Here is a 24423-nt window from a genome sequence, read left to right on the forward strand (position 1 = left end):
AAGCGCGACTTAACTGGTTTCATTCGGGCTCTTTTTCGACCGCGCACGGTATAGATCACGCCTCCCTGCGCTGCGCCCACTTCTTCCCGGACGCAAGAGCCCGCAGCGTTTCCTTCAGCCGCCGCTGGATCGTCTCCTCCTGCTTCGCGCTGCTGATCCACACTTTGTACTCGCGCTGGCAGGAAATGCTCATGGCCTTGAAGCCCGCCGCGGCCGCCTTGTTCTGTTTCAGCGCCTTCTCCAGTGCCGGCGGCATCGGCCACTCGGCTCTCTTCTTCATCGGCGGCGGCTTGGCAGACTCATCTGCGTCCAGCGCCACGGCGGCATGCAGCAGACGCTGAAACGCCTTCGCATTCAGCTTCTCCAGCCTCGTCACGCGGATGGTCAGGATGCTGGTGTTCTCCTCACCTCCTTCAAACAGATCCGTGATCTCGCGCAGCTCCGTGCCGCGGAAGAAGGCGACGCCCAGATGTTTCTTGCACGCGCTGATGGCGCAGATGTTTTTCCGCCCGCTGAAGCACAGCATGTTCCATTTGATGGACTCCGTCAGGTCCGGCTCCCAGCGCTGGATCCAGCCGCGCACCTGCCGCGCCATGGCCTGCGAGAACTCTGGCGCGAGATCGAGCCAGGTCTCGGGATCACGTGTGGCCGGGCGGGCGACGTCCATGCCAGCGAAGCTTAGCTCACGGGCTTGAGCACCACCTTGTTCACGTCCAGCACGGCGCTCTTCGCCTTCGACACCGGATCAATCACAAGGCGCATTTTGCCCGGCGCTTTGATCTCCACTTCACCCACCTGCTCCTCGGACCACTTCTGGAAACCACCGGTGTCCTTCACATTGAACTTCAGCTCCTGGTCCCCCAGCTTCACCGCCACCTGGCTGCCTTCGTTACCGGTGCCGCAGCCGTGGACCACGGTCACCTTGAACTTGCCCGGTTTGGTGACTTCAAAATCCCACTCCGCAAAGTCGTCCTCGCTGGTCCAGAAGCCCAGGCAGTTTTTCTCAGACTTGGGCTCGTAGCGCATGTTTTCAGACCACGTCGTGGCGCTGCTGGCCTCGAGCGTGATGCTGCCGTCCGCAGCCTGCACGGGCGCCGGGCCTTCAGGCGCGGGCACAAAGGCCACCTCATGGATTTCAAACCCGGGCTCCGTGCCCGTGGCGGCCGCAAAGATCGAAAACGGGTAGGTCGTGGTCTTGTCCACATACACCGTCCCATACACCACGCGCTTCGGCTGGCTGGAGGCCATGAGCGTCTTCTTCAGCGGCTGCTGGGCAAAGCGGAACTGCGTTCCCAGCGTGGCATTTCTCAGGGTGTAGGTCAGCCGCACCTCGTAGCGGCCCCAGCGCTTGGCGTTGAAGCTGGAGCAGTCATACTGATCCCAATGCTGCTGGGAGGTGTGCTTGATGTCCTTCGGCTCGATGACGATCACCCCCCGGGTCGGCTCGTCCACACGCAGCGCGGGTTCATCACTGCCAAAACCGTTCAGGTCCACCGGTGTCGCGGCAAACACAGGTTCCGCGGGCTTCGCGGGCTCCATCGCCTTCGCAGGTGGGGGAATGGGCACGGGCGGCGGAGCCACCGGCTTGGCGGCCACAGTTGCTGGCGCGGGCGCCGGTGCGGCGGCGGGCTGCTCTTGCTTGCCGCAGGAGCTGAGGGCGAAAAGCAGCGCTAAGGCGCCGGCGGCATGAGGAAGAGCGTGGCGTTTCATGGTGGTCGAGTCCGTAATGATGCAGGCGGAAGCCTGCCCCGCAACAGAAACGCACGGGGACTTTCGCCCCCGTGCGACCCGACTTCACTGCTGGCTCAACTAACAAAAACTCGCCGTTAGAAGCGGATGCTCATGTCCATGGTGAAACGGTTGTTGGAAAGGCCATAGGGCTTCACCACCGCCATTTCATAGGCAAAGCCGATGTCCACATTCTTCTGGATGCGTGAACGGAAGCCGATGCCCAGCATCCCCTGCGTCACGCCGCTGGCATTGCCCGCGCCGAAGTTGATCACATCGTAGCCGTTGCTCCGCAGCCCGGGGATGTTGGAGGCGCTGTTCAGCGAGGTCCAGAAGTTGGCGGTGGCAAAGGGGATGAACCACCGGCTCACGTAGTAGTCCACCATCATGCTGTAGTGGGCCATGGTGTTCTGCTCATTGCGCAGCATCGGGATCAGCACGCCCACGTTGCCCGTCAGGTGCAGGTCTCCAAAACCCTTCGCAAAGGAGACGAAGGGATTGAGCTGGCCGCTGCCACGGCCGTGAAAGACATCTTTGTCCCCCGTCGGAATCTGGAAGGTGAAGCCAGGCGTCAGGATGAACTGGTTTTCGACGTCATTGATCAGCGCGTATTTGAAGCCCGCCGCCAGATCCATCCAGCCGCTGCCCTTCACTCCGGTGCCGTTGATGTTCAGGTAGCCGTCCTGCGTGGCGATGAACGCCAGCCGGTCCGTCAGCGCGTAGCGGAACTGGATGGCCCCGACACGCGCGCTGCCACGACCTGTCACAAACTGGTTGTCGAAGTTGTGATAGATAAAAATGGGGCGGATCTCAGACCGGATCACCGGATCTTCGAAATAGATCGGATTCGTGACCGGGGAGATGGTGTTCTCCTTCCAGTCAAAGGGATCGGGAACAGGGTTTTTCGCCGGAGCGGGCGTGCCAGCGGTGGCGTTTGAAAAGGACACGGCTGCTACGACGCTGAAGCCCAGCGCAAGCAACCACCGGTATTGGGAGTGTGGTTTATTGACCATCCATCAACAAAGCACACGCGCTTCCGCTTTGATCCGCGTGAATTGGCATCCATTGAACGTGTGATGCGACGAGCCTGAGACGCAATCTCTCTAACGCCGCCAGTACTCGCAAAACAGCAGGCCAAAAAGCAACTCTTCACGCTTCCGCCGCGTGAACCCCGCGGCGCTCAGCAGTGGCGCCACATTCACCAGTTCATGCGCCGCCAGCCGCGTCACCCGGCGGAAAAACGCATACAGGACCCCCACGATCATCCGGCTGCACACACGCCGCACCACACCCGGCGCGATTTGGAAATCCGCATGCAGCCACCCGCCCGAGATCGTTGCCGCACCGGCAATCACCGGCACCAGCCGCTGCAGTTGATCCACGCGGAAACAATCAAGAAAGAAACAGGTCACGATGAGGTCATAGGCCGCCTGCGGCGGCTGCCAGGCCAGCGCGTCCGCATGGATGAACTCCACCCGCGCATCCTCCAGCCCTGCGCGCCGCAGCCGCGCACGTGCCAGGTCAATCATCACACTGCTGGCCTCCACCACCGTCACCCGCGCCTCTGGAAAGCGACGGCACAGCTCCACCAAAAAGCGCCCGTTTCCCTCCCCATAGATCAGCACCTGCTGCGGCGGTGAAAGCGCCGGCAGCAGGGCCGTGCGCGCCCGCTGCAACTGCCCGCCGGCACACAGCGCCTCCATCCAGCGGTAATGCGGTGCCAGCAGGTCAAAGCTCATGCCTCAGTCAGAGCGTCGGGCCTTCCCATCCGCAACCTCCAACAATTCCTCACTTTCACGATCCTCATTCCCGGCCTAATTCGTCATTCCCCATTCGTCCTTCGTCATTTTCCATCTCTCATGAAACTCACCACCTGGAACGTCAACGGCATCCGCGCCTCCCTCGGCAAAGGCCTCCGCGAATACATGCTCTCCGGCGATGCCGACGTCATCTGCCTGCAGGAAACCAAGGCCCAGCAGGAGCAGGTGGACCTGGCCTGGTTCCCCGGCTACAGCGCCGTCTGGAACAGCGCCCAGAAAAAGGGCTACTCCGGCACTCTCATTCTCAGCCGCGTCCCCTTTCACACCTTCACCCACGGCTTCGGCATTGATGAACACGACCGCGAAGGCCGCCTCATCACTGTCGAGTTCCCGGACTTCTACGTCGTGAATGTGTACACACCCAATTCACAGGCCGAGCTCGCACGCCTCAGCTACCGCCTCTCCTGGGACGATGCCTACCGCGCGCATCTGAAGAAGCTGGAAAAGAAAAAGCCCGTCCTCGCCTGCGGAGATCTCAACTGCGCCCATCAGGAGATCGACCTCGCCAATCCAAAGTCCAACCGCATGAACCCCGGCTTCAGCGATGAAGAACGCGCCAGCTTCACCCGGCACCTCGACGCCGGCTTCCTCGACGTCTTCCGCCAGTTCGACCCCAGCCCCGGCCGCTACACCTGGTGGACCCAGCGCACCCCCGACGCCCGCGCCAAGAACATCGGGTGGCGTCTCGACTACTGGCTCGCCTCCGAAAAGCTGAAGCCCGCCCTGAAGTCATGCACCATCCGCTCCGACATCCACGGCAGCGACCACTGCCCCGTCGAGCTGGTCGTGGGGTGAACAATGAAATGATCAACAAGAAGACTATGTTTCGCTCCATTGACTCGAACTTGATACATTGGCAATAAACATGAAGATTGAACTTAGCCGTTCTGATATCGAAACACTCTTGGAGTCACTCAATTATTCCAAACTCCATATGTCGAAAGCTCTAGTTTTTCCAGATGATGGAACTAACACTGTGCGGCGTGCTAACATTGAAAGAGTCGAGCTCGTCGAAACCAAATTGCGATTTGCTCGCAATGAAAATGCAGATTGATCCCGGAGGGATCCAAGAAATTAGCCAGGGGTCAGCTCGCGCAGCGAGCGCAGCCCCTGGAACAACGCACCCACCCAAAGTCCTCTCAAGGTCGCATCCTGAAGGGATGCGAGAAGCTTTCATCGGCTCCTCGTCTACGCTGAGCGTCACATTTCTTCTCGCATACCTCCGGCATGCTCTCCCTTGAGCCGGCTGTACGTTCTATAGGGTCTGCTGGTTCTAACTCGCCACGCCTCGCTTCACCAGCGGCTGCCTTTCCTCATCTCTCCGGGATGATCCGTCACTTGCAGTTTGCCATCTTGACGCTCACACGCCATCCCCGACAATCAAACCATGGAGGTCACAATCGAATACGCCAAGGCACACTTCTCCCACTTGCTGCAACAAGTAGCGCTGGGAGAAGAAGTGCTGCTGCTCCAGGGTGCAGTGGCGGTAGCGCGCATCGTGCCGGTTAAATCATCACTGCCGCTGACACGCCCATGCGTGGGTGAACGCACCTCAGGCCCCGTTCGCTGGAACACCGCTTCTTTTGCGGCATTGGATGAAACGGGCATGCACGAACTAGGACTGCTGTAGCGTCCTGCGTTCTGGTGGCCTGATGAGTCTTCGCTGGAGCTCTTATCCAGTTGCAGCGCAACTGGACTACTTCCCCAGCCCCTCCCGCACCTTCTTCGGCAGCGCCGCCACCACGAGCTCATACGAGTGCTTCACCAGCTCCCGCACCAGCCGCGGCGGCACCGTCCCGTCCAGCATCACGGTGTTCCAGTGCTTCTTGTTCATGTGCCAGCCAGGCTTGATGCCTTGGTGCTCGTCCCGCAGCTCGATGGCGCGCTGCGGGTCACACTTGAGATTGATGCTGGCGGGGAAGTCTTCCGGCACCGTCACCGCAAACATCTTGCCGCCGACCTTGTACACCAGCGCCTCCGGTCCAAAGGGCTGCGTCTCCTCCGCGCCGGGAAAACTCAGGCATTGCTCAATGACATCAGGCAGTTCCATGGGGCACGATAGGCCCGGCCCGGCCCGGGGTCCAAATCTTACCGCGAATCCCCCTCTATTCGTTTGATGAACCGCTCATCACGGTTCTTTCTTGGCCTCAGTCCATGCCCATGCGTTCCCTGTCCCTCCGAGAAAGAGTGATCGTGGTTTTTGCCACCGTTCACCTGACCTTCCTTTTGTTCGGCGCGCTCCCGCTGCGCTGGCGGGAAGGCCTGCACGTGGCCCCCCCGTTCCGTGTTTATGAGCGCATCACCCGCTGCCATCAGCTCTGGAACATGTTTGAGACCATTCCAAACATGAACCGCCTGGAGGCCCGCCTCGTGGTTCAGGAGGGAAGCCAAAAGCCGCGTGCGGAGGGCGTCATCCTGCCTGGCCTGCGCCGCTTTTCCCAGCATGACCACGTGCGCCTGAACAACTGGATGGTCAACGTCATCTTCAATCCCACCCGCGGCGTCTTCCGCGAAGCCTACATGCGCAATGCGGCTGCCGAGCTCCTCCGCTCCGGGCGCTACACACCCCGCGCCAGGATGACCCTGGAGGTCATTCCGGCTTACACCCGCAGCTTGGTCGGCGTCCGTTCCCTCAAGGAGATCGCCGTCGAACGCCCTTCCGTGCTGGGGCCCTTCGAGCTCGGCACCCTGGCTCCCAACCCCGCACCACCCCGGCCCGCTCCATGAGCATGAGCGCGCAGAGCTCCCAGTCCCGTTTCACGGACCTGTTTCTCGGAAAGGCGGACTCCCGTGTGTATGCCAGCATTCGCATCGCCTTCGCCCTCGTCTCCCTGCTCAATCTCATGCAGATCTGGCCGGAGAGAGCGGTCTTTTTCACCGATGCTGGCATGGTGGACCCTGAGGTGGTGAAAAAGTACACCGTGGGACCCTATTTTTCGGTGTTTGCCCTGTGCCGCGACCTCTCCGCCGTCAGCACCTACATGCTTTTCAACGGTGCAGCCATGCTGCTGCTGCTGCTCGGCATCTGGCCCCGCGTCGCGGCCGTCATCATCTACGCATGGTATGTGTCCTACAGCATGCGTGCACCTTTGATCTCCGTGGGCTGGGACGAAGTACTGCGCTGCACTGCCTTTCTGGTGCTCGTTTCGCCCATGCCGGCATGCTGGTCCCTGCGCTCCCGCAAGGCGCGCAAACGGTCCCCGCCCGAACCGTACGTGCCCTGCTACGGCCTCACCTTGATGCGCGTGCAGCTCGCGGTGATCTACCTGCAGGCCGTGCTGGCACGCCTGGACAATGAATTCTGGATGAGCGGTGAATTCATGAGCTTCTTCCTCCTCTCCCACAATTCCCGCTGGCCCGGCCTCTGGGTGCTGAACTATGGCCTTCCACTGAAGGTGCTCACCTACCTCGTGCTCCTCGTTGAGCTCGCCATTCCCATCCTGCTCATGGTCCGCCGCTGGCGCTGGTACGGCTTCATCACAGGCATCGCCTTGCACGCCGGCATCTGCCTCATGTCGTACAATCTCGTCCTGTTTTTCCTCGCCATGATGGTGCTCTACCTGAGCTTCCTCCAGCCCGAGGATTTCGACCGCCTGCAGCGCCGCCTGCCCTTCCGGTCGTAGGTCGGCCGTGTTTGGCGTCGAAGAAGTATCATACCACGCTCTGTTATAGCATTTTCCAAAATAGAGTTCCGAAAAATGGGTCGGGCGACGGTCCCCTTCGGGTACGATGGAACACCCAATTTTACGGCAAAGAGGCAGAGAGGCAGAGGGACCAGAGAATCGATACAAGCCTCTGCCACCTCTGCACCTTTGCCCCTCTGCGGCAAACCGAACCTCCAAAGACTCGCCTTACCGGAAATCAGTTTCGCGAATCGCTATAAATACGGGTCCATTCTCCTCGCGCACCAGCCCCAACGGGGCGACGGATTCAGCCCAGGGCGCGGCGAGGCACGAGCAAGCCCTGGGTCACTCGCACACAACCCGGAGAAGCAAACCCAGCGCTTCGTCACATCACGCCGGGTTCCAGCAGCGTTTGCAACGCGCCCCGCCACGCTTCTGCGCCGCAAGCATCCATCGCACTCATCTCAGTTTTCGCTGCCCCCAAACAACCTCATCCGCCCTAAGCAGAGTGCCAGTCACTCAGACCGGTTTTCAACTGTCGATGGTATCAATGCCAACGGCGCGCTCCGCCAAACCGTCCGACTACGAGGACGTTCCCACGCCATGCAGCCTGCCGTACGGGCGGGCTCTCGCCGCACCCATCCAACGGCAAACTTGCATCACTTACACCAGCATCAGCGCCGGGTTCTCCAGCAGCTTGCGCATCTCCGCCAGGAAGGTGGCGGCCACGGCGCCGTCCACCACGCGGTGGTCGCCGCTCAGGCCCACCCACATGCGCTGTCCCACCACGATCTGCCCCTTGTCATTGACGACCGGTGCGGAGCGGATGCTGCCGATGGCCACGATGGCGGCCTGCGGCGGATTGATGATCGCGGCAAACTGGTCGATGCCATACGCGCCGAGGTTGGAAACGGTGATGGTGCCGCCGGCGAAGTCATCCGGACTGAGCTTCTTGTTCTTGGCCTTGCCAGCCAGGTCCTTCACGCTCTGGCTGATCTCCAGCAGCGTCTTCTTCTCCGCCTGCTTGATGACCGGCGTCACCAGACCGTCATCAATCGCGATGGCGACGCTGAGACCCACGGACTTGAACTTCACAATCGCATCCCCATCCCAGGCGGCATTGATCGCGGGCTGCGCCTGTGCGGCACGGATGACGGACTTCAGGATGAAATCGTTGACGGTGTACTTGTTGCCACCGGTCTTTTCAGCGGAGGCGTTCAGATGCGCGCGGAAGGCCATGAGCGGGCCGGCGTCCACTTCCATCTGCAGGTAGAAATGCGGGATCTGCGTCTTCGAGGCCAGCAGGCGCTCGGCAATGATGTTGCGCATGCTGCTGGTGGCCACGCGCTCATCCTCCGGCCCGATGACGGGACGGATCGCGGGAGTGGCGGCCACACGGCCTGCGGCACCGCCGCCCACCGGGGCGTTTTCCACATCCGCACGCACCACACGGCCGCCAGGGCCGCTGCCGACGAGGGAATTGAGATCCACGCCACGCTCCGCGGCGATCTTCTTCGCCAGCGGGGAGGCCTTCACGCGCAGCGTGGCATTGCCAGCAGCGGCACGGCTCTTGTGCTGCGGGGCCAGCGGCAGGCGCGAGCCAGGAGCGGCGGCCTTCGTGGCAGAGGCTGCGGGCTTCTTCTCAGCCGCTGGTGCGGGAGCCGCGGCGGCCTGCGCTTTGGCGATGAGCTCGTCGAGATTGGCCGGAGCGGCCTCGTCTTCCTCCAGGAACACGGCCAGCGGCGCACCGATTGGGACTTTGACACCGGCGTTGATGATGAACTTATGCACCACACCCTCAAACGGGCTGCCCCACTCCATGGTCGCCTTGTCGGTTTCGATGTCGGCGATGGCCTTGCCATTGGTGACTTTGTCCCCTTCCTTGACCGTCCATTTGGCAATGGTCCCCTCGGTCATGGTGTCACTGAGCTTGGGCATTTCGATGAATTTTGGCATGGCGGAAAAACGGGATGAGCGGTTTAAAGAAGGGGCAGGGAACGAGGGGGGATCAGCAAATGCCAAGCGCTTTGGCGACGACGACGTCCGCCGTCGGAAGCTGGATGGCCTCCAGCGGCGGGCTGTAAATCGCGGGGGAGTCCAGGCTGCACACGCGCTGCACCGGGGCGTCCAGCTCGTCAAAAATGCGTTCCTGGATCATGTACGCGATCTGGGCGCCGATGCCGCAGTAGGGCTTGTTTTCCTCCACGTAAATGGCGCGGTGCGTCTTCGCCACGGACTCCAAAATCGTGTCCTCATCCAGCGGGCGGATGCTGCGCAGGTCCACCACTTCAGCGCTGATGCCGTGCTCTTCTTCCAGAATCCGTGCGGCTTCCAGGCAGGTGATGACCGCCTTGCCGTGGGCGATGAGGGAGATGTCCGTGCCCTCGCGTTTCACGTCAGCCAGGCCCAGGGGGATGAAAAGTTCGCCGCCGGGCAGCTCGTCATTGGCGGGCACTTCCCATTCCTCGCCGTAGAGCTTCGTGCTCTCCATGAACATCACCGGGTCATTGTCGCGGATCGCCGCCTTCATGAGGCCCTTGGCGTCGTAGGCGTTGCTGGGGCACACGCACTTCATGCCGGGGAAATTCGCCATGATGTTCTCAGGCGTGTGGGAGTGGGTGGCGCCCACGCTGGTGCCGCCATTGGCCGGGCCGCGGATGACGATGGGGCAGTTGATCTTCCCCCCGCTCATGTAGCGCACCATGGCCCCATTGTTCACGATCTGGTCCCAGGCCACCGTGTAGAAGCTCCAGAACATCAATTCCATCACCGGCCTCACGCCCAGCATGCTCGCGCCGATGCCCATGCCGATGAAGCCCGCCTCGCTGATGGGGGTGTCCACCAGGCGCTTGTCCCCCCACTTGTCCCACAGGCCCTGGGTCACTTTGTAGGCCCCGTTGTACTGGGCCACTTCCTCGCCCATGACCACGACCATGGGGTCACGGGCGATTTCTTCATCGAGGGCTTCACGGACGGCGTCGCGGTAGGTAATTCGGCGGGGCATGGCGGGGTTTGGGGAGGCAGTAAGTCGGGTCGGGGCGGGGCGGTGTCAAGCGGGGGGCTGCATAGAGAAAGGACATTCTGCCGCCCTGCCCTGAAGGGCGCAAAAATCGGCCCAACCGCTCCCAAAGCTCAAAAAAGGCCGGTTGGCAGGCGATTTTATTAATAAATCTTAACTTTTTCTAGAAATGATGTTGACGATCAGCCGAAAGTTTAGTTGAACGGAGCTTGTTCATTCTTCGCTCGTGCCACTTTCCACCGGTCCATCCTCCTATACTGGCCGCAAACTTGCTCAAAAAACACGAGCGAAGTGTAAAAATGCTTTTATACTGACCACCCCCTGCGTCCCAGCCGGGGGCAAGGACGTTGGTCCTTGTATCGTATTACCCACCTAGAACGCTCAATATGGAACTCGACGGAGGCATCAAGATTTACCTGCGTGAGATCGGCAAGACTGACTTGCTGACTCCCGACCAGGAGGTCGAGCTTGCCGAACGCATCAAACGTGGCGACCCCGAAGCCCGTTCGCACATGATTCGTGCGAACCTGAGGCTCGTGGTGAAAATCGCCCAGGATTACGCCAACTACGGTCTGCCCCTTCTCGACCTCATCTCTGAAGGCAACATCGGCCTCATGAAGGCCGTGGAACGCTTCGACCCGAACAAAGGCGGCAAGCTTTCAACCTACGCCGCCTGGTGGATCAAACAGTCCATCAAGCGCGCCCTCGCCAACCAGTCCAAGACCATCCGCCTCCCTGTCCACATGGTGGACAAGATCAGCAAGATGCGCCGCGTGGCCATGGCCATGTCTGAGGAACTGGGTCGCGAGCCCACCGACGACGAACTCTCCGAGGAAATCGGCATCGACCGCGCCAAGCTCAGCCAGCTCAAGGTCGCCTCCATGCGCCCGGCCTCGCTCGACGCCCCCATCAGCGACGACGACAGCACCGAGTTCGGTGAAATCGTGGGCGACGAAAACGCCCAGACCCCCTTCGACCTGCTCTCGCACAAGAACATGCACAGCCAGCTCGATGGCCTGCTGACCGTTCTCGACGAGCGCGAACGCAAGATCATCGACGCCCGCTTCGGCCTCGCCGGCCAGAAGCCTCGCACGCTGGAAGAAGTCGGTCAGGAGTTCGGCGTCACGCGCGAGCGTATCCGTCAGTTGCAGAACATCGCCCTGCGCAAACTGCGCCGCGCCCTGCAGAAGAAGGAAGACCCGATTCCCAAGGCCCTCCGCAACGCCGGCGGCAAGAAGAAGCGGAAAAAAGCCGCCGCTGCCGAAGCCGAAGAGGATTAAGATTCCAAAATCACGAAGCCGGGTGTCGCAAGACCCCGGCTTTTTTGCGGCTTGGAAAGTAGCCTTGTTCCTGTGGAACAAGGGAACGCATCGCAAGAACAAGCAGCATGAAAGACCGTGCGGTTTCCGGCACAGCGGAGCCATCCCTTGTTGCACAGCAACAAGGCTACTTCTTCACCGGCACCCACTGCACCGCATCCGCGATCACCACCTTGTCCGGCTCCGTCCCTTCATTCGACACCCGCACCCACCCCGCACGCCCCGCTTCAAACCGAAACTTCCCCAGCGTGCGAAACAGCCGCCCGTGCTCCGGCTCCTGTTGCTGATTGATGATCACCTTCGTCTCTCCATCCGCATGATGAATCGTCACCGGTGTCTTGGTCGAGCGCCGCACATTGTAGCAGTGCGCCAGCCGCACCTCATACCAGCCAGCCTTCGGCAGCGTGGGCGTGAAGGTCACGGACTTGCTGCCCTTCCCCGCCTTCATGTCATGCAGGTAACCCAGCCCCACATACGGCGGCGTGTGCGTGGAGTACTGCCACTCACCCACCAGCTCCGCATCCATCTCATCCACCACGATGCCGGGCAGCGTTTTCGCATCGGCCACGATGAATTTCACCATCTCCGGCCGGTCCACCTCGCCGGGCGGGTGAATGTTGGACACAGCCTTCGGATGCGGCTTGAGAGCCTCGGCGGCCAGGGCGGCGCCAAACAATGTCGTTGCGATGAAGAGGAATCTCATAGGCTGGAGGTGCGCGTGCGTGGTGCCACCTGAGGCGCGGTTATTTCTCGGAAATCTCCATCACGATGCCGGGTGCCTCGGGCATCCCTGGAAACGTGACGGCGATCTTGCGGGGAATGCAGCCCAGCTTGCGCATCTCGGCGAGCGCTTGCAGTTCCGCGAAGGGCGGCATCCCCTGATCAGTCATCGCCTTTTTGTAGGCATTCAGAACCGCGTAATCAAAATAGCGCTCGGCGTTCTTTTGGGAGGCCACGCCTTCGATCACATAATCCATCTGGCCTGAGGTGAGTTTCAGAACGCCATTGGCTTCCTGAACCTCAAAGCTGGGATTCAGGGACCACAGCAGGAATGCTTTCATCGTGGCCGGGGCAGACACGGCACTGACGAGGGCCTGCGCCTTGGACTGATCCGCCGCGGCCTTGCAGCGATCCAGAGAAACCCATTGGCCCGTGCTCGGTTCGAGCCAGCTCATTTCCCGGATGTTGAAAAGCTCCCGCTGGCCTTCGGCTTCGGCGACGGCCTGGCTCGCATCCACGGTCAAAGTGAAGTTCGCCACCAGCTCCCCGCCAGCCTTCACGTCCACCTGGAGCTTGTCTCCAGTCGCGCTGCGTTTGCAGGAGTTGAAGAGTGTGACGACCGCCAGGAAGAGGAGGAAATGTTTCATACGCACAGAAGATGTTTCTACAGCCCCACTTCATAGAAGGTCTGTGCCTGGGTTGTCAGCCCAATTCGATCCGTAAGGCGCAAAAGTTTCTCACTTGGCCGCCTTCTCATTCATCAAATACCCCAGCAGATTGACAAACGCCGCCTCATCCAGTGCCTGCCCAAACACCGGCGGCATGAGCGACATCGGCGTGGTCTCATCCTTCGCGAGATCATTTTTCGACACCCGCTGCTCCAGCCCCGCGGCATCGGCAAGAATCAAGACCTGGCCCGCTTCGCCTTTGAGAAAGCCGCTCATCGTCCCGCCATCCTTCAGCGTCAGCGTGTGCAGGTGGAAATGCGCATCCACATTGCGGTTCGGGTCCAGGATGTCTTCGCTCAAACGTTCCGCCCCGCGCGCGCCGATGCCATCGAGCTGCGGCCCGATGAGCCCGCCTTCGCCGCGGATCTGATGGCACACCGCGCAGTTCGCGGTGAAGATCGTTTTTCCCGCCGCCACGTCTGGCTTCGCCTTCGCATACGCCGCCGAGCGCGCCGCGATCAAGGCATCGAGCTGCTTCCGCTGCTCCGGTGAGACTGGCAGCGGCGGTGGCGCAGGCCGTGGCGGCAGGTACGCCGCCAGCTTCTCGCGCAGCGCCGCCGGTGCCGTGTGCTGCAGCATCATGGCCAGGGTTTTGAGCTCCTTCTGCTTCTGATCGTCCGCTTGAAAAGTCGCGATGCTCACCACCGCAGGCTCGATGCGTGTCACTCCCAGCCAGGCATAGGCGGTGCCGTTGTCCCCATCCACAATCTCAAGCTGCACCGGCCTTCCTTTGAGACCGCTCAGATCCCACTCGATGCGCTGGCACACATCATTCCGCGGCGGAAACGCCTGTTGCACGGTTTTGCCTTCGCTGATGAGGCGCACCAAGTTTTTGTCATGCGCCTTGGCTGTCGGGAATCCGCGATGCCCGCACAGCCAGAAGGACAGCTTTTCGGGAGCTGCGAAGCTCGTGCTGCGCAAAATGCCCGTCAGTTTCTCCGGCGACTTCTGCGCTTGGTCCAGGCTGCTGATCACCTGCGCCTGCGTCCCATCCGCACACTTGCGCTCCTGCAGGCACCACGGGCTGGCACTCTGCGGGAAATCAGGATGCGGCAGGGACTGCCATTGCGTGTCTGCCTTGGTCGGTTGTGTCAGCAGAGACTCCGCCAGCTCCATGGCCCATGCGCGCAATGCGGGTGAGGGTTTGGCGCCGCGCTCCATGAGGCCGTTGTAGATTTCAAAGACCGCGTCCGTTTGCAGCGTGGCATTGGCCTTGGTGAGACGCCTGGCGCTTCCCACCATCTTCTCCACACTCTCAGGGCTTCCATATCTGGCGATCTGCGCGAGGAACCTGTTCATCTCCGGAGGCGGTTCGGTCAAAGGTTCCAGCCGCCCCAGCAGCCAGTCGCTGACCACCGAAGTCTTCAGAGCAAGAGCCATCTCCTGAAAATCGCGTTCAAAGGCCTGCCATTCGGCTTTTTCCTCCGGGTCAGTCGGAGGAGCAACTTCCCATTCCGCAGCCTCGTTCTTAAACACCTCTGGATCAGACAGCAGTTTGTACGAAGCCAGTTTTAATGCCTGCCTGAGTGTCAGATCATCGGCGGGCACATGCTGGAGCATCGTCATCATGACAGCTGCCGCGCCGGATCGGGCATCCGCACGGCAATTGGTAAGAGCCCAGGCGGCTGCAAGCTGGGTTCGAGGAATAAATCGCTGATTATTCGGTGCGAGGCAGGACAAAGTATAGGCAACCGCAAGTCGCCATTGCGGAGTTGGCCCTTCGGCTTCACGCAGAAGTAAATGCACGTCCACAAAGTCGTCCGTGTTGTTGTCCATAAATGACAACGAACCGCCCGTGCGCAGCCACACCTGATGCGCGACCCAAACGGCATACGCTTTTTGGAATGTAGACTGGCAATTTTTCTGCAATGCCGCCTGCTCTTCCGGCATCTCAATCAAGCGTTCTGCGAGAACCGGCACCGTGCTGTGTCTGACCGTCAGATTCGGCGAATCGAGCTGCTTGAACAATTCAGGCAGAGCTGCGCTGGTGAGATCCACCTTTTTGGCTTCTTTGTCCGTCTTCACCACCCGCCAGATTCTTCCCCTCTCTTTGTCCCGCCCCGGGTGATCCAGCGGCACCTCATAGTGCCCGATGATCCGGTTATAAAAATCCGCGATGTACAGCGCGTTGTCCGGCCCGAGTTGCAAATCCACGGGGCGGAACCACGGATCATCACTCGTGATGAAGTCAGCCTGCTCATTCGCCTTCGGCGTGGCTCCGGTGAAGCTGACCTTGTCATGGTTCACGCGGGAGGTCACACAATTGCCCACAAACATGTGGTCGTCCCACTCCGGCCCCCACACGCCGCCATCGAGATAAACAATGCCGCAGATGCCGGTGGAGCCGTGGCTGTGCTCGCACATCACCGGCGCGAAACCGAGTCCATCGTGAGGCTTTCCGAAACTGGGATAAGACGCACCGCGAAGGAGCTGGTAAATCGGCGAGCTATGACAGTCCGCGCTGTAGAGATTGCCGAAGCGGTCCCAGCAGAGGCCGAAGGGATTCACCTGGCCACTGGTCCATTTTTCAACGCGCGAACCATCGGGCCGGAAGCGAAACACATTGCCGCTGTGCAGATCCAGCGTGCTGCCATCCTTCGCCTTGAGATGGCTCGTGTTGTTAAATCCGTGCGTCGCATACACCCAGCCATCCAGCCCCAGGCGGAAGCTGCTGCACATGCCGTGCGTGTCCTTTTCATAACCCAGCGGGCCAAAGAGAATTTCACGGTGGTCCGCTTTGTCATCGCCATCGGTGTCCGCAAAGTACCAGATGTTCGGAATGCTCCAGGCGATGCATCCGGCCTTGTGCTCCGGCTTGTGCCAGGGCAGCACACCTGTGGGAATGTTCAGCCCGCCGGCGAAATCCGTCACCTTGTCCGCCTTGCCATCACCATCCGTGTCTTCGAGAATTTTGACGGCATCGCGGCTGTCTTTCACCTGCGTTCCCTGCGGATCAGACCAGCGGCTTTTGTCCGCCGCATAGGGATACTCCACCGTCGATGACACCCACAGCCGCCCCCGTGCGTCAAAGGCCATGTTGATCGGCTTGTTGATCATCGGCTCGCTGGCAAAAAGCTGCACCGTGAAGCCCGGCGGCACATGCAGGCCCGCGCGCTCCTGCTCCGGCGTCAGCGCCTCCGTCTCACGCACCAGCCGCATTTTGTCCTCCGCGGCATGAAGGCTGGCGGCGAGAGTGCATGTGAGAAAAAGACTGCGCGGGAATGACATGCAGCCATTACAGCGCAGGCCGGCGGCTTCCTTCAAGCCATCGTTCACGCTCCACGTACCAAATGCGGCCGGCCCATCCACACGTCATGAACGCCCGGCGAGTGATGCGCGGAAACCAGCCGCGCCTCCCGGCTCCAGTCTCCAGTCAAAGACAGCAGGCTGCGGTCTCCGATCTGCGCGGTGAGCGGCACAACATCCCACGGCGGATGCCAGATGCGAAACAGGCGCCGCAGCATGGGCCTGCCCGGCAGCGGCAGTTCCACGCTGGTGAAAGCAGTGTAGCGCTCCACCAGAAACTCCTCCAGCGAATCCGATGCACAAGGAGCATGCACGGCGGCCTCATCCACCTCACAGGAATAAACAAGAGCCTTGCCACTGCCGGCATCCTCCACACGTCCGCGCGCCACTCCGTTCTCCATATCATGATCGTAGTCCATTCGCCCTAGCTGATAGGGCAGCCCAAACATCACCGGCCCCAGCGCCACACTCAGCCGGTTCGGCAGCCACTCCTTCAGAAAGTAAATGCCCGGCTCGCCCCCATGCTTCACATACGTACGCACATTGAGAAACTCATGCGTGGCGATGGGCCTGAACGGCAGCGCCGCCAGCCTGCCGCCCCTGATGGGCCGCATGTCCCGCATGGTGAAGGCCACGAGACTCACGAACGCGCGCCCCTCGAAGAGATCCAGTTCCCACGGCACCTCCCGCTGCAGCACGGCGGGATCGGTTTCAAAATGGAGAAACACCGCGTCCAGCCAGTCGGCATGAAACACCGGATCAAAGCGCCTGGACAGCAGGCGCTGGCGTCCTTCTGCGCTGGGCAGGCCTGATTCCTGGTGGGATGGCGCTTGCAGTTTCATCACCCCAGCGCGGCTTTCCAATAGGTGAGGGTGAACGCGACGTAGCTCAGAAAAAGGGTCCAATGAATCACTGTGAGATGCGGGATGCCGCGCCAGTGGACCGCGCTGTAATGCGCCCACTGCATGACGCAGCGCAGACCCCAGAAGAGGCCGATGCCACCCGAGAACCAGCGCAGGAACACATGCGCGCCGCCGGCCATGTCCGCGGCAAAGCACCACGTCAGCACCCCGAAGATGAACAGCGTCAGCGCAATGAACCAGCCCTGGATTTGAAACACCTCGCGCACCAGCAGCGGCATCCGGTCCATGGCTGCTTTCCAGCCGAGGATGCGGCCGATAAACAAGTCCAGCACCGCGAGAATGAGCTGCCCGGCGGCGGCGAGCTTGAGAGTGAAGGTGAGTGATTCCGTATTCATGACGCGGCCAAATTTTGCAAGGCAGCCTGCAGGGTGGGATACCGAAACTGGAAGCCGCCAGCGAGCAGCTTTCCCGGAATGACACGACGACTTTTGAGAATGAGCTCGGTCTCCGTGCGGAGGAAAAAGGCGCCGATCTCCAGCATCCATTCGGCTGCGGGCAGGCCCGCCGGCATTCCGACAAGCTCGCGGAAGAGCCCCATCATCTCCGCGTTCGTCAGCGGATTCGGCGCGGCGAGGTTCACCGGGCCGCTAACGTCCTCGTGTGACACCAGCCACTCCACCGCCCGGCAGAAGTCCTCCTGATGCAGCCAGGAGACAAATTGCCTGCCACTGCCCATGCGTCCGCCCAGGCCGAGCCGTGCGAGACGGCGCAGCACGGGAAAGACGCTGTTCCGCGCATGGCCGAGCACCATCGTGGTGCGCAGCGCGACTTTGCGCGTGTGCGGTGCAGGCGCCGTGTTGAACGCGCCTTCCCAGGCGTGAATCACCTCGAGTGAAAACTCATCGTGCACGGCGTGCGTCGGCGTGAAGTCGGCACCGGTCTCGTCCCACGGGGTGCCGAACGTGTGCCGATAGATCGTGGCGGAGCTGCAGTTCAGCCACACCTGCGGCGGTCTCGCGCAGCGGGCGATGGCCTCACCGATCGCACGCGTGGGTTTGAGGCGTGAATCCATGATGAGACGCCGGTTGGCCGGCGTGTAGCGGCAGTCCACCGAGCGGCCGCAGAGGTTCACAATCGCATCTGCATCTTCCAGTTCGCGGCACCATTCGCCGAGAGACTCGCCATCCCACGCGACTTCTCCATCACGAGACGGTTTGCGTGTCAGCACCACGACCTCCCAGCCGAGGGAGGCGAAGTGTTTTTCAAGCACAGCGCCGAGAAAACCGGTGCCACCAGCGAGGATGATTTTGGAGTTAGCCATGATCGGGAAAAGGTCGGAACGCCGCGATGAAATACACAGCCGCCTGGGCGATGAAGGCCAGTGTGAGAATGTGGTAGCCGATCCGCCGCCAGCGCGTGGTGAGGAACTCGGTGGCGTCGAAAACGAAGAACTGCACTCCCAGCCGCGCGGACCAGAAGACAGTAATGAACGCCGCCAGCGATCGCGCCACCGGATCCCCTGCGGCCATGGCTTTGACATGCAGCAGGGTGAGCACGCCCATTCCCGCGATGGTCAGCGCGATGAAAACCCCATAGACCCAGAACAAAGTCCGCAGAAACGGCTTCAGTGGGGCGAGGTTTGTCTTCCAGTCCAGAGCCCGGGGTGTGAGCGCGCTGGCGATGAGAATGCCGAAGTTTCCGAGACCGGCGAGGATGAGAAAGGTTTCCAGATTCAGGTTCATGGCAGGGCTCCCAGGGTTTGAAAAAAGGGCAGCATCACCGCGTGCACGAAGGGCGGGTGAAACAGCAGCCCCACAGGTGCGATGAGAAAGACCCAGGCCCACAGCCGGCTGGCGATGCCTCGTGGAATGCGAAGGCGCCGCCCCAGCGCAATGCCCGCCGCCTGCAGAAGAAAGTAAGCCGTGGGGCCGCCCCAGCCTCCCTGCGCGGGCAGGGAAATGACGACCTCATGCAGCAGACCGGAAACGAGAAAAACCAGCCAGTGCGCTTCTTTGGCGCCCCAGCGCTGAGCCACTGGGCGAAACACCAGGAGATTGATGGCATCGCGAAACGCCGTGTTCCACCGGCGGCCCCAAAAGTCGGACAGCGACTCCGCAGCCACCGGGCATTTCATCAATGGCTCCACGGCGCGCCCCATCCGCATCCAGAATGCGGTGACGATGTGAAACACGCCGAGGTGCAGCATCAAAATGAGGCCCGTCATGCCGACCCACCCCGCCACCAGCGGCATGGATGCGAACTGCCGCGCCACGCCCCACAGCAGCACGGCGCCGCAGGTGAAGTTCACAAAACCCGCCAGCGCCAGACGCCGCGCCTCGCCCGCAGGCCCGTCACGGCGGCGCAGAAAGGCGGTGAGATTCAACGTGGGACACAGCCAGACCCAGATGGCGACATCTCCTGAGGCCGCCCGCGTCTTCCACAACACCCAGGCCTTCATGCAGAAGTAGCCGCCGGCCGCCAGGAACCACATGCGGACCCAGAGCGTGGTGACCATCATCCCTGCAAGCATGAGCAAAAGCGCAAATCCCAGGAGGCCTGCGCCACCGGGCCGGCTGCGGGTCGTTCCGCTGTTTTCCAAAGCATTCATGGGAAGGGAAGGAGAGTTCATGGTTTCAAAGCACAGGCTCCGTTTTCGCAGGCCACCGCGCCCACCTCCGCGCGCAGCGCGTCATCGCCCTTCAACCGCAGCAGGGCGGAGAGGCTGATGCGGTTGCTCGAAATCCAATGCACCACCTTGCGCGCCAGACCGAGCATGCCGGGCGTCGCCAGCCGCAGCGACCACTCGCGGTAGTCCCGCAGCGCCCACAGGCATGTCACCCAGGCGGCCGCCCCCTGCCACAGAGAGCCGTCATCCCCCATGACCACAATCTCCTCGTCCGCCCGCAGGTGCCGCAGGTCCGGGCACAGGCGCAGCGCCTGCGGCGAGTCATAGGGCACAAAATTCAGTCTCACATAGGCAGGCTGCTCCAGCATCCACCGCCGGAAGCGCGAGCACACACCGCAGTGGGCGTCGTAGAAGAGGGTGAGAACATGCATGACGGCTCAGGGTGCGGGTGAGATGAAAGGGATCACAGTGTGTCCAGCATGTCGTGGCTCTTGCTCACGCGGTTCATCGGCGGCACCGGCGGCGGCAGGTTCGCCAGCGTGGCGCGGCGGCGCATCTTGGTGAAGAGATACAGATTGAAGAAGTGCATGCCGCCCAGCATGAGCAGCACCACGCCCATCTTCCCGCTGAGCAGTTCAAAGACGCCGCGCGCCCCGGCGATCTCCTCCGTGCTCCGCAGATACAGCGAAACAAAACCGATGTTTACGAGGTAGAAGCCGACGACGAGCAGGTGGTTGACGCTGTCCGCCAGCTCCGCATTCCCGTGGAAGCAGTCCACCAGGAAGATGCGGCCATTTTTATGCAGGGTGCGCGCCACCCAGATCGTCATGCTGACGGCGAGGATGAGGTAGAGGCTGTAGCTGATGACGGTTTCGTTCATAGGGTTGCGTGTTTTGAGGTTGGTTTGAGAGGAAATGTTTATTCTGAATTTTCAGTAATTTGTGAAACATACAGGCATAAAAAAATCAGCCGAGGAGGCGCATGGCCCACTGCAGGGCGGAGGCATGCTTCATGGAGATCACCGTATCGGCCACTTTGACGCCGAAGCTGAGAAATTCGTCGAGATCCTTCATCTGCTGGTGGAACTCACGCCCAGGCCCCGCTCCTTCATCCTTCGTTCGTGCGGCGCAGTCCCGCAGCAGGTTGATGGCGGGCTCGATCTCCCGGCGCTTGCGCTCCCGCGAGATGGTGATGAAAATCTTCCACACGTCCTTTTCAGCCTCGAAGTACTCCTTGCGGTCGCCCTTCTTGGTGATGATCCGCACCAGGTTCCAGCCCACCAAGTCCTTCAGATTCGTGTGCGCATTCCCCCGGCTGATCTCCAGGCGTTCCATTACCTCGTCCGTGCACATCGGCTCCGGCGCCGTCATGAGCAGCGCGTGGATCTGCGCCATCGTGCGGTTGATCCCCCACTGCGTCCCCAGCGAGCCCCATTGCACCACGAATTCCTCGCGGGCCTTCTCCCATTCTGGTTGTTCCTTGCTCACGCTTTCATTAAAAACTGAAAACAATGAAAGGCAAGCAACGAGTTCACATTTCTGGCGCTTACGGACTCAGCCGCACTTTCACCCACACCCCGTTCTCCTTCCGGTACCGAATCCGGTCATGCAGCCGGCTCACGCGTCCCTGCCAGAACTCGATCTCATTCGGCAGCAGCGTGTAGCCGCCCCAGTGCGGCGGACACGGCACCTGCCCCTCCGGATACTGTGCCTTCAGCTCTGCATCCCGCTCCTCCAGCCACTCGCGCCCGGAAATCACCACACTTTGCGCCGAGGCCCATGCCCCGATCTGATGCCCATACGGACGGCTCGCAAAATACTTCTCCGCATCCGCGCGCTCCAGCTTGGAAATGCTGCCTTTCAGGCACACCTGATGATGCCGGTCCGCCCACAAAAAGCAGGCCGCACCACGCGCATCCGCCGCGATCTCGCTGCCCTTCCGGCTCTCGTAGTTCGTGTAAAAATGAAAGCCCCGCTCGTCGATGCCCTTCAGCAGCACCGTGCGCACCGTCGGCGTGCCATCGAGGCCGTTCGTCGCCAGGCTCATCGCATTCGGCTCCGGCAGCTTGTGCGCCAGCGCGTCATTGATCCACACCGTGAAGAGCTCCACGGGATCCGCCGGCGCGGTATGTTCGTCCAGGGCGCCCAGATCATAGCTCACGCGCAGGTCGGGCAGGTTCGGTTTGTCAGTCAGATTCATCGGGGTTACAAGAAACGCGTGCCACACGGCCTGCGCTACCTCTGCTTTGGCCTTTGATGCACACTTTTGCTCCATGCCACCTCCCATCACCGGCGTCATCCAAGATCTTGAACGCGTCCTGCTCACCCCGGAGCAGATCAGCGCCCGCGTCGCCGCCATGGCCGCGCGCCTGAATGCAGAGCTGGCAGGCAAAGTCGTCACCGTCGTGGCCCTGATGGACGGCGGCCTCTTCTTCGTGGCCGATCTCCTGCGCCGCCTGGAGATGCCCGTGCGCCTGCACACGCTGAGCGCCAGCAGCTACCAGGGCGGCACCGCCACCACCGGCGAGGTGAAGGTGAACTGGCCCGCCAGCTTTGACCTCCGCGGCCAGGACGTCCTCCTGCTCGATGACATCCTCGACACCGGCCTCACCCTCAGCGCCATCATCGAGCGTCTCCTCGTCCAGCAGCCCGCCTCCCTGCGCACCTGCGTCCTCCTCAGCAAGCGCCGCCAGCGCCTGCGCGAAGTCGCGCTGCACGATGCCGGCTTCGAGATCGACGACGAATTCGTCGTCGGCTACGGCATGGACTACCAGGGCCGCTTCCGCAACCTGCCCTGCATCGGCATCCTCAACCCCGGCCAGCCCTCTTCATGATCAAGCTGCGCGTCCTCTTCTTCTCCGTCCTGCGCGACATCACCGGCACGGATGAAATCTCCCTCGAACTCCCCGCCGGCGCCACCATGGGCGATCTCCTCGCCCAAATCGAATCCCGCTGGCCCAAACTCCGCGACTGGCAAAACAGCCTCCTCCTCGCCCTCGATCAAACCTACGTGAAGCGCGACGAGCCGCTGCACGACGGCGCGGAGGTCGCCCTCATGCCGCCCGTCCAGGGGGGCTAGCTCTGGAGCGCGGAATTTATTCCGCAGCACTCCGCTACTTACGGAACTCCGCGTTTCGTTCACGCCCCCTGAACCTCCAGGATAACGTGTTTGCGATGCTCATGGCAAAGCTCCCACGCAGCATGCTTGCAACCTGCTGCGGAATAAATTCCGCGCTCCAAAACGACATTCTACAAGACATGTCGTGAGGCTCACGCCAAGAGATCCTTCACCACATGCCCATGGATGTCCGTGAGGCGGTAATCGCGCCCTTGGAAGCGATACGTGAGCCGTTCGTGATCAAAGCCCAGCAGGTGCATCACCGTGGCCTGGAAGTCGTGCACGTGGACTTTGTTTTCGGCCACGCTGAAGCCCAGCTCATCCGTGCTGCCATATTCAAAGCCACCCTTCACACCGCCACCGGCCATGAAGAGGGAGAAGCAGTCGGGGTAGTGGTCACGCCCCAGCACGGCGCTCGCGGCGGTGCGCCCCTCGCGGAAGGGCGTACGGCCAAATTCACCGCCCCAGATCACCAGCGTGTCGTCCAGCAGTCCGCGCTGCTTGAGGTCTTTGATCAAAGCAGCCACCGGCTTGTCGGTCGCGGCCATCTTGGCGGTGAGCCCTGTGGTGATGCCGCTGCCCTCGCTGGTCCCGTGGAAATCCCAGCCCCAGTCAAACAGGTTCACAAAGCGCACGCCTTTTTCAATGAGCCTCCGCGCCAGCAGACAGTTGTTGGCAAAGCTGGACTCGCCCGGTTTCGCCCCGTAGGCCTCGATCACATGCTTCGGCTCCTGCGAGATGTCCATCACCTCCGGCACGCTGGTCTGCATGCGAAACGCCAGCTCATACTGCGCGATGCGTGTCACCGTCTCCGGATGCCCAAACTCCGCGACCTGCTGCTGATTGAGCTCCTGCAGCGCATCCAGCGTCTTGCGGCGCATGGCGCGGTTCATTCCAGCGGGATCACTCACAAACAAAACGGGGTCTCCCTTGCTGCGGCACTGCACACCTTGATAAACACTCGGGATAAATCCGCTGCCCCAGCAGCCCTGCCCGCCACTCGGCTGCGTGCCGCTGGAGATGAGGGCCACAAAGCCCGGCAGATCCTGATTCTCCGTGCCAAGACCATATGTCGCCCACGAACCCATCGATGGCCGACCCTGCCGCGCATGCCCGGTGAAGAGCAGCAGCTCCGCCGGCGCATGATTGAACTGGTCCGTGTTCATCGAGCGGATCAAGCACATCTCATCCGCGATGGTGTGGAAGTTCGGGCAGGCATCGCTCATCGTGATGCCACCCTTGCCATAGCGTGCAAAGGTGCGCGGCGTGCCCATCAATTTCGGCACCCCCGTGGTGAAGGCAAAGCGGCGGCCCTTGAGAATCGAGTCCGGGCAGTCCTGCCCGCTGCGCTTCACCAGCTCCGGCTTGTAATCAAACAGATCGAGATGCGGCGGCGCCCCCGACATGTGCAAATAAATCACCCGCTTGGCCTTCGGTGCGAAATGTGTCTTCTTCGGGATCAGCGGATTCTCCGCCACCATGCCGGCGGCCCCCGCCTGCTGCTGCAGCGCATGCATGGCGATGGCCCCCAGGCTGAACTGCCCTGCGTTGCCCAGAAACTGGCGGCGCGTTTTGAGCTGGAGGGAATCGTGAAGGACGGGGTTCATGGGGCTG

Annotated in this window: 27 protein-coding genes; 7 read left to right on the top strand and 20 right to left on the bottom strand. The window is 61.5% G+C overall.

Features of this window, described 5'->3' with window-relative positions:
- Positions 1–55 precede the first annotated feature (55 nt).
- From ACILSQ_RS01995 to ACILSQ_RS02010, 4 genes are all read right to left on the bottom strand, one after another.
- Positions 56–667, bottom strand: a complete 612-nt coding sequence (locus ACILSQ_RS01995; protein ID WP_395741899.1) for a DUF1801 domain-containing protein — start codon at positions 665–667, stop codon at positions 56–58.
- A gap of 11 nt (positions 668–678) precedes the next feature.
- A complete protein-coding gene (locus ACILSQ_RS02000) occupies positions 679–1710 on the bottom strand; it encodes a DUF5077 domain-containing protein (protein ID WP_395741900.1) in 1032 nt (343 codons plus the stop codon).
- 116 nt (positions 1711–1826) lie between these two features.
- On the bottom strand, positions 1827–2675 hold the full coding sequence (locus tag ACILSQ_RS02005; RefSeq protein ID WP_395741901.1) for a hypothetical protein: 849 nt from the start codon (positions 2673–2675) through the stop codon (positions 1827–1829).
- A gap of 156 nt (positions 2676–2831) precedes the next feature.
- The gene (locus tag ACILSQ_RS02010) at positions 2832–3467 is read right to left on the bottom strand and encodes a class I SAM-dependent methyltransferase (protein ID WP_395741902.1); all 636 of its coding nucleotides are present in this window, start codon (positions 3465–3467) and stop codon (positions 2832–2834) included.
- 120 nt (positions 3468–3587) lie between these two features.
- Between ACILSQ_RS02010 and ACILSQ_RS02015 the strand changes: the two genes are divergently transcribed.
- Positions 3588–4343 carry an exodeoxyribonuclease III gene (locus tag ACILSQ_RS02015; RefSeq protein ID WP_395741903.1) on the top strand — a complete coding sequence of 252 codons (756 nt, stop codon included), beginning with the start codon at positions 3588–3590 and terminating at the stop codon, positions 4341–4343.
- A 592-nt stretch (positions 4344–4935) separates the two neighbouring features.
- Positions 4936–5178 carry a type II toxin-antitoxin system Phd/YefM family antitoxin gene (locus ACILSQ_RS02020; protein WP_395741904.1) on the top strand — a complete coding sequence of 81 codons (243 nt, stop codon included), beginning with the start codon at positions 4936–4938 and terminating at the stop codon, positions 5176–5178.
- A 66-nt stretch (positions 5179–5244) separates the two neighbouring features.
- Here ACILSQ_RS02020 and ACILSQ_RS02025 read toward each other — a convergent pair whose 3' ends face one another.
- Positions 5245–5598, bottom strand: a complete 354-nt coding sequence (locus ACILSQ_RS02025; RefSeq protein ID WP_395741905.1) for an MmcQ/YjbR family DNA-binding protein — start codon at positions 5596–5598, stop codon at positions 5245–5247.
- Positions 5599–5702: 104 nt separating this feature from the next.
- Here ACILSQ_RS02025 and ACILSQ_RS02030 point away from each other — a divergent pair, with 104 nt between their 5' ends.
- On the top strand, positions 5703–6275 hold the full coding sequence (locus tag ACILSQ_RS02030; RefSeq protein WP_395741906.1) for a hypothetical protein: 573 nt from the start codon (positions 5703–5705) through the stop codon (positions 6273–6275).
- A 2-nt stretch (positions 6276–6277) separates the two neighbouring features.
- On the top strand, positions 6278–7171 hold the full coding sequence (locus ACILSQ_RS02035) for an HTTM domain-containing protein (RefSeq protein ID WP_395741907.1): 894 nt from the start codon (positions 6278–6280) through the stop codon (positions 7169–7171).
- 663 nt (positions 7172–7834) lie between these two features.
- Here ACILSQ_RS02035 and ACILSQ_RS02040 read toward each other — a convergent pair.
- Entirely contained in the window at positions 7835–9127 is a 1293-nt protein-coding gene (locus ACILSQ_RS02040) for a pyruvate dehydrogenase complex dihydrolipoamide acetyltransferase (RefSeq protein ID WP_395741908.1), read from the bottom strand.
- Between the two features lie 52 nt (positions 9128–9179).
- Positions 9180–10175 carry an alpha-ketoacid dehydrogenase subunit beta gene (locus ACILSQ_RS02045; protein ID WP_395741909.1) on the bottom strand — a complete coding sequence of 332 codons (996 nt, stop codon included), beginning with the start codon at positions 10173–10175 and terminating at the stop codon, positions 9180–9182.
- A gap of 401 nt (positions 10176–10576) precedes the next feature.
- Between ACILSQ_RS02045 and ACILSQ_RS02050 the strand changes: the two genes are divergently transcribed.
- The gene (locus ACILSQ_RS02050) at positions 10577–11470 is read left to right on the top strand and encodes an RNA polymerase sigma factor RpoD/SigA (RefSeq protein ID WP_395741910.1); all 894 of its coding nucleotides are present in this window, start codon (positions 10577–10579) and stop codon (positions 11468–11470) included.
- 166 nt (positions 11471–11636) lie between these two features.
- On the opposite strand, the gene ACILSQ_RS02055 is transcribed toward ACILSQ_RS02050, so the two are convergent.
- The 12 genes from ACILSQ_RS02055 to pdxH all read right to left on the bottom strand — a co-directional run bounded on the left by ACILSQ_RS02055 (position 11637) and on the right by pdxH (position 21891).
- Positions 11637–12212, bottom strand: a complete 576-nt coding sequence (locus ACILSQ_RS02055; protein WP_395741911.1) for a xanthan lyase — start codon at positions 12210–12212, stop codon at positions 11637–11639.
- A 40-nt stretch (positions 12213–12252) separates the two neighbouring features.
- Positions 12253–12876 carry a hypothetical protein gene (locus tag ACILSQ_RS02060; protein WP_395741912.1) on the bottom strand — a complete coding sequence of 208 codons (624 nt, stop codon included), beginning with the start codon at positions 12874–12876 and terminating at the stop codon, positions 12253–12255.
- A 90-nt stretch (positions 12877–12966) separates the two neighbouring features.
- The gene (locus ACILSQ_RS02065) at positions 12967–16185 is read right to left on the bottom strand and encodes a PVC-type heme-binding CxxCH protein (RefSeq protein WP_395741913.1); all 3219 of its coding nucleotides are present in this window, start codon (positions 16183–16185) and stop codon (positions 12967–12969) included.
- 44 nt (positions 16186–16229) lie between these two features.
- The gene (locus tag ACILSQ_RS02070) at positions 16230–17045 is read right to left on the bottom strand and encodes a DUF2071 domain-containing protein (RefSeq protein ID WP_395741914.1); all 816 of its coding nucleotides are present in this window, start codon (positions 17043–17045) and stop codon (positions 16230–16232) included.
- On the bottom strand, positions 17045–17461 hold the full coding sequence (locus ACILSQ_RS02075) for a hypothetical protein (protein ID WP_395741915.1): 417 nt from the start codon (positions 17459–17461) through the stop codon (positions 17045–17047). The genes ACILSQ_RS02070 and ACILSQ_RS02075 overlap by 1 nt, the downstream gene beginning before the upstream one ends.
- On the bottom strand, positions 17458–18387 hold the full coding sequence (locus ACILSQ_RS02080; protein ID WP_395741916.1) for a TIGR01777 family oxidoreductase: 930 nt from the start codon (positions 18385–18387) through the stop codon (positions 17458–17460). Before ACILSQ_RS02080 ends, ACILSQ_RS02075 begins: the two co-directional genes overlap by 4 nt.
- Positions 18380–18808 carry a hypothetical protein gene (locus ACILSQ_RS02085; RefSeq protein ID WP_395741917.1) on the bottom strand — a complete coding sequence of 143 codons (429 nt, stop codon included), beginning with the start codon at positions 18806–18808 and terminating at the stop codon, positions 18380–18382. Before ACILSQ_RS02085 ends, ACILSQ_RS02080 begins: the two co-directional genes overlap by 8 nt.
- Positions 18805–19674, bottom strand: coding sequence for an MBOAT family protein (locus ACILSQ_RS02090; protein WP_395741918.1), 870 nt, complete (start codon positions 19672–19674; stop codon positions 18805–18807). Before ACILSQ_RS02090 ends, ACILSQ_RS02085 begins: the two co-directional genes overlap by 4 nt.
- Before the next feature lie 17 nt (positions 19675–19691).
- Positions 19692–20123: a thiol-disulfide oxidoreductase DCC family protein gene (locus tag ACILSQ_RS02095; protein ID WP_395741919.1), complete on the bottom strand. Its 432-nt coding sequence runs from the start codon at positions 20121–20123 to the stop codon at positions 19692–19694.
- A 32-nt stretch (positions 20124–20155) separates the two neighbouring features.
- On the bottom strand, positions 20156–20572 hold the full coding sequence (locus ACILSQ_RS02100; protein ID WP_395741920.1) for a hypothetical protein: 417 nt from the start codon (positions 20570–20572) through the stop codon (positions 20156–20158).
- 85 nt (positions 20573–20657) lie between these two features.
- Positions 20658–21179, bottom strand: coding sequence for a GbsR/MarR family transcriptional regulator (locus tag ACILSQ_RS02105; RefSeq protein WP_395741921.1), 522 nt, complete (start codon positions 21177–21179; stop codon positions 20658–20660).
- Positions 21180–21237: 58 nt separating this feature from the next.
- Entirely contained in the window at positions 21238–21891 is a 654-nt protein-coding gene (gene pdxH, locus ACILSQ_RS02110; protein WP_395741922.1) for a pyridoxamine 5'-phosphate oxidase, read from the bottom strand.
- 73 nt (positions 21892–21964) lie between these two features.
- Between pdxH and hpt the strand changes: the two genes are divergently transcribed.
- On the top strand, positions 21965–22525 hold the full coding sequence (hpt, locus tag ACILSQ_RS02115; RefSeq protein WP_395741923.1) for a hypoxanthine phosphoribosyltransferase: 561 nt from the start codon (positions 21965–21967) through the stop codon (positions 22523–22525).
- Positions 22522–22770: a MoaD/ThiS family protein gene (locus tag ACILSQ_RS02120; RefSeq protein ID WP_395741924.1), complete on the top strand. Its 249-nt coding sequence runs from the start codon at positions 22522–22524 to the stop codon at positions 22768–22770. Before hpt ends, ACILSQ_RS02120 begins: the two co-directional genes overlap by 4 nt.
- Positions 22771–22961: 191 nt before the next feature.
- Here ACILSQ_RS02120 and ACILSQ_RS02125 read toward each other — a convergent pair whose 3' ends face one another.
- A complete protein-coding gene (locus ACILSQ_RS02125) occupies positions 22962–24416 on the bottom strand; it encodes a DUF1501 domain-containing protein (protein ID WP_395741925.1) in 1455 nt (484 codons plus the stop codon).
- Positions 24417–24423: the final 7 nt, after the last annotated feature.

The organism is Prosthecobacter sp. (assembly GCF_044227185.1).
GTDB lineage: Bacteria > Verrucomicrobiota > Verrucomicrobiia > Verrucomicrobiales > Verrucomicrobiaceae > Prosthecobacter.

What these genes read in the sequence shown, in the direction of transcription:
- hpt (WP_395741923.1), top strand. Translation starts at nt 21,965, where the DNA reads ATGCCACCTCCCATCACCGGCGTCATCCAAGATCTTGAACGCGTCCTG.
- ACILSQ_RS02025 (WP_395741905.1), bottom strand. Translation starts at nt 5,598, where the DNA reads ATGGAACTGCCTGATGTCATTGAGCAATGCCTGAGTTTTCCCGGCGCG.
- ACILSQ_RS02040 (WP_395741908.1), bottom strand. Translation starts at nt 9,127, where the DNA reads ATGCCAAAATTCATCGAAATGCCCAAGCTCAGTGACACCATGACCGAG.
- pdxH (WP_395741922.1), bottom strand. Translation starts at nt 21,891, where the DNA reads ATGAATCTGACTGACAAACCGAACCTGCCCGACCTGCGCGTGAGCTAT.
- ACILSQ_RS02080 (WP_395741916.1), bottom strand. Translation starts at nt 18,387, where the DNA reads ATGGCTAACTCCAAAATCATCCTCGCTGGTGGCACCGGTTTTCTCGGC.
- ACILSQ_RS02030 (WP_395741906.1), top strand. Translation starts at nt 5,703, where the DNA reads ATGCCCATGCGTTCCCTGTCCCTCCGAGAAAGAGTGATCGTGGTTTTT.
- ACILSQ_RS02020 (WP_395741904.1), top strand. Translation starts at nt 4,936, where the DNA reads ATGGAGGTCACAATCGAATACGCCAAGGCACACTTCTCCCACTTGCTG.
- ACILSQ_RS01995 (WP_395741899.1), bottom strand. Translation starts at nt 667, where the DNA reads ATGGACGTCGCCCGCCCGGCCACACGTGATCCCGAGACCTGGCTCGAT.
- ACILSQ_RS02015 (WP_395741903.1), top strand. Translation starts at nt 3,588, where the DNA reads ATGAAACTCACCACCTGGAACGTCAACGGCATCCGCGCCTCCCTCGGC.
- ACILSQ_RS02010 (WP_395741902.1), bottom strand. Translation starts at nt 3,467, where the DNA reads ATGAGCTTTGACCTGCTGGCACCGCATTACCGCTGGATGGAGGCGCTG.
- ACILSQ_RS02100 (WP_395741920.1), bottom strand. Translation starts at nt 20,572, where the DNA reads ATGAACGAAACCGTCATCAGCTACAGCCTCTACCTCATCCTCGCCGTC.
- ACILSQ_RS02075 (WP_395741915.1), bottom strand. Translation starts at nt 17,461, where the DNA reads ATGAATACGGAATCACTCACCTTCACTCTCAAGCTCGCCGCCGCCGGG.
- ACILSQ_RS02090 (WP_395741918.1), bottom strand. Translation starts at nt 19,674, where the DNA reads ATGAATGCTTTGGAAAACAGCGGAACGACCCGCAGCCGGCCCGGTGGC.
- ACILSQ_RS02125 (WP_395741925.1), bottom strand. Translation starts at nt 24,416, where the DNA reads ATGAACCCCGTCCTTCACGATTCCCTCCAGCTCAAAACGCGCCGCCAG.
- ACILSQ_RS02055 (WP_395741911.1), bottom strand. Translation starts at nt 12,212, where the DNA reads ATGAGATTCCTCTTCATCGCAACGACATTGTTTGGCGCCGCCCTGGCC.
- ACILSQ_RS02000 (WP_395741900.1), bottom strand. Translation starts at nt 1,710, where the DNA reads ATGAAACGCCACGCTCTTCCTCATGCCGCCGGCGCCTTAGCGCTGCTT.
- ACILSQ_RS02035 (WP_395741907.1), top strand. Translation starts at nt 6,278, where the DNA reads ATGAGCGCGCAGAGCTCCCAGTCCCGTTTCACGGACCTGTTTCTCGGA.
- ACILSQ_RS02085 (WP_395741917.1), bottom strand. Translation starts at nt 18,808, where the DNA reads ATGAACCTGAATCTGGAAACCTTTCTCATCCTCGCCGGTCTCGGAAAC.
- ACILSQ_RS02120 (WP_395741924.1), top strand. Translation starts at nt 22,522, where the DNA reads ATGATCAAGCTGCGCGTCCTCTTCTTCTCCGTCCTGCGCGACATCACC.
- ACILSQ_RS02070 (WP_395741914.1), bottom strand. Translation starts at nt 17,045, where the DNA reads ATGAAACTGCAAGCGCCATCCCACCAGGAATCAGGCCTGCCCAGCGCA.
- ACILSQ_RS02060 (WP_395741912.1), bottom strand. Translation starts at nt 12,876, where the DNA reads ATGAAACATTTCCTCCTCTTCCTGGCGGTCGTCACACTCTTCAACTCC.
- ACILSQ_RS02050 (WP_395741910.1), top strand. Translation starts at nt 10,577, where the DNA reads ATGGAACTCGACGGAGGCATCAAGATTTACCTGCGTGAGATCGGCAAG.
- ACILSQ_RS02045 (WP_395741909.1), bottom strand. Translation starts at nt 10,175, where the DNA reads ATGCCCCGCCGAATTACCTACCGCGACGCCGTCCGTGAAGCCCTCGAT.
- ACILSQ_RS02065 (WP_395741913.1), bottom strand. Translation starts at nt 16,185, where the DNA reads ATGTCATTCCCGCGCAGTCTTTTTCTCACATGCACTCTCGCCGCCAGC.
- ACILSQ_RS02095 (WP_395741919.1), bottom strand. Translation starts at nt 20,123, where the DNA reads ATGCATGTTCTCACCCTCTTCTACGACGCCCACTGCGGTGTGTGCTCG.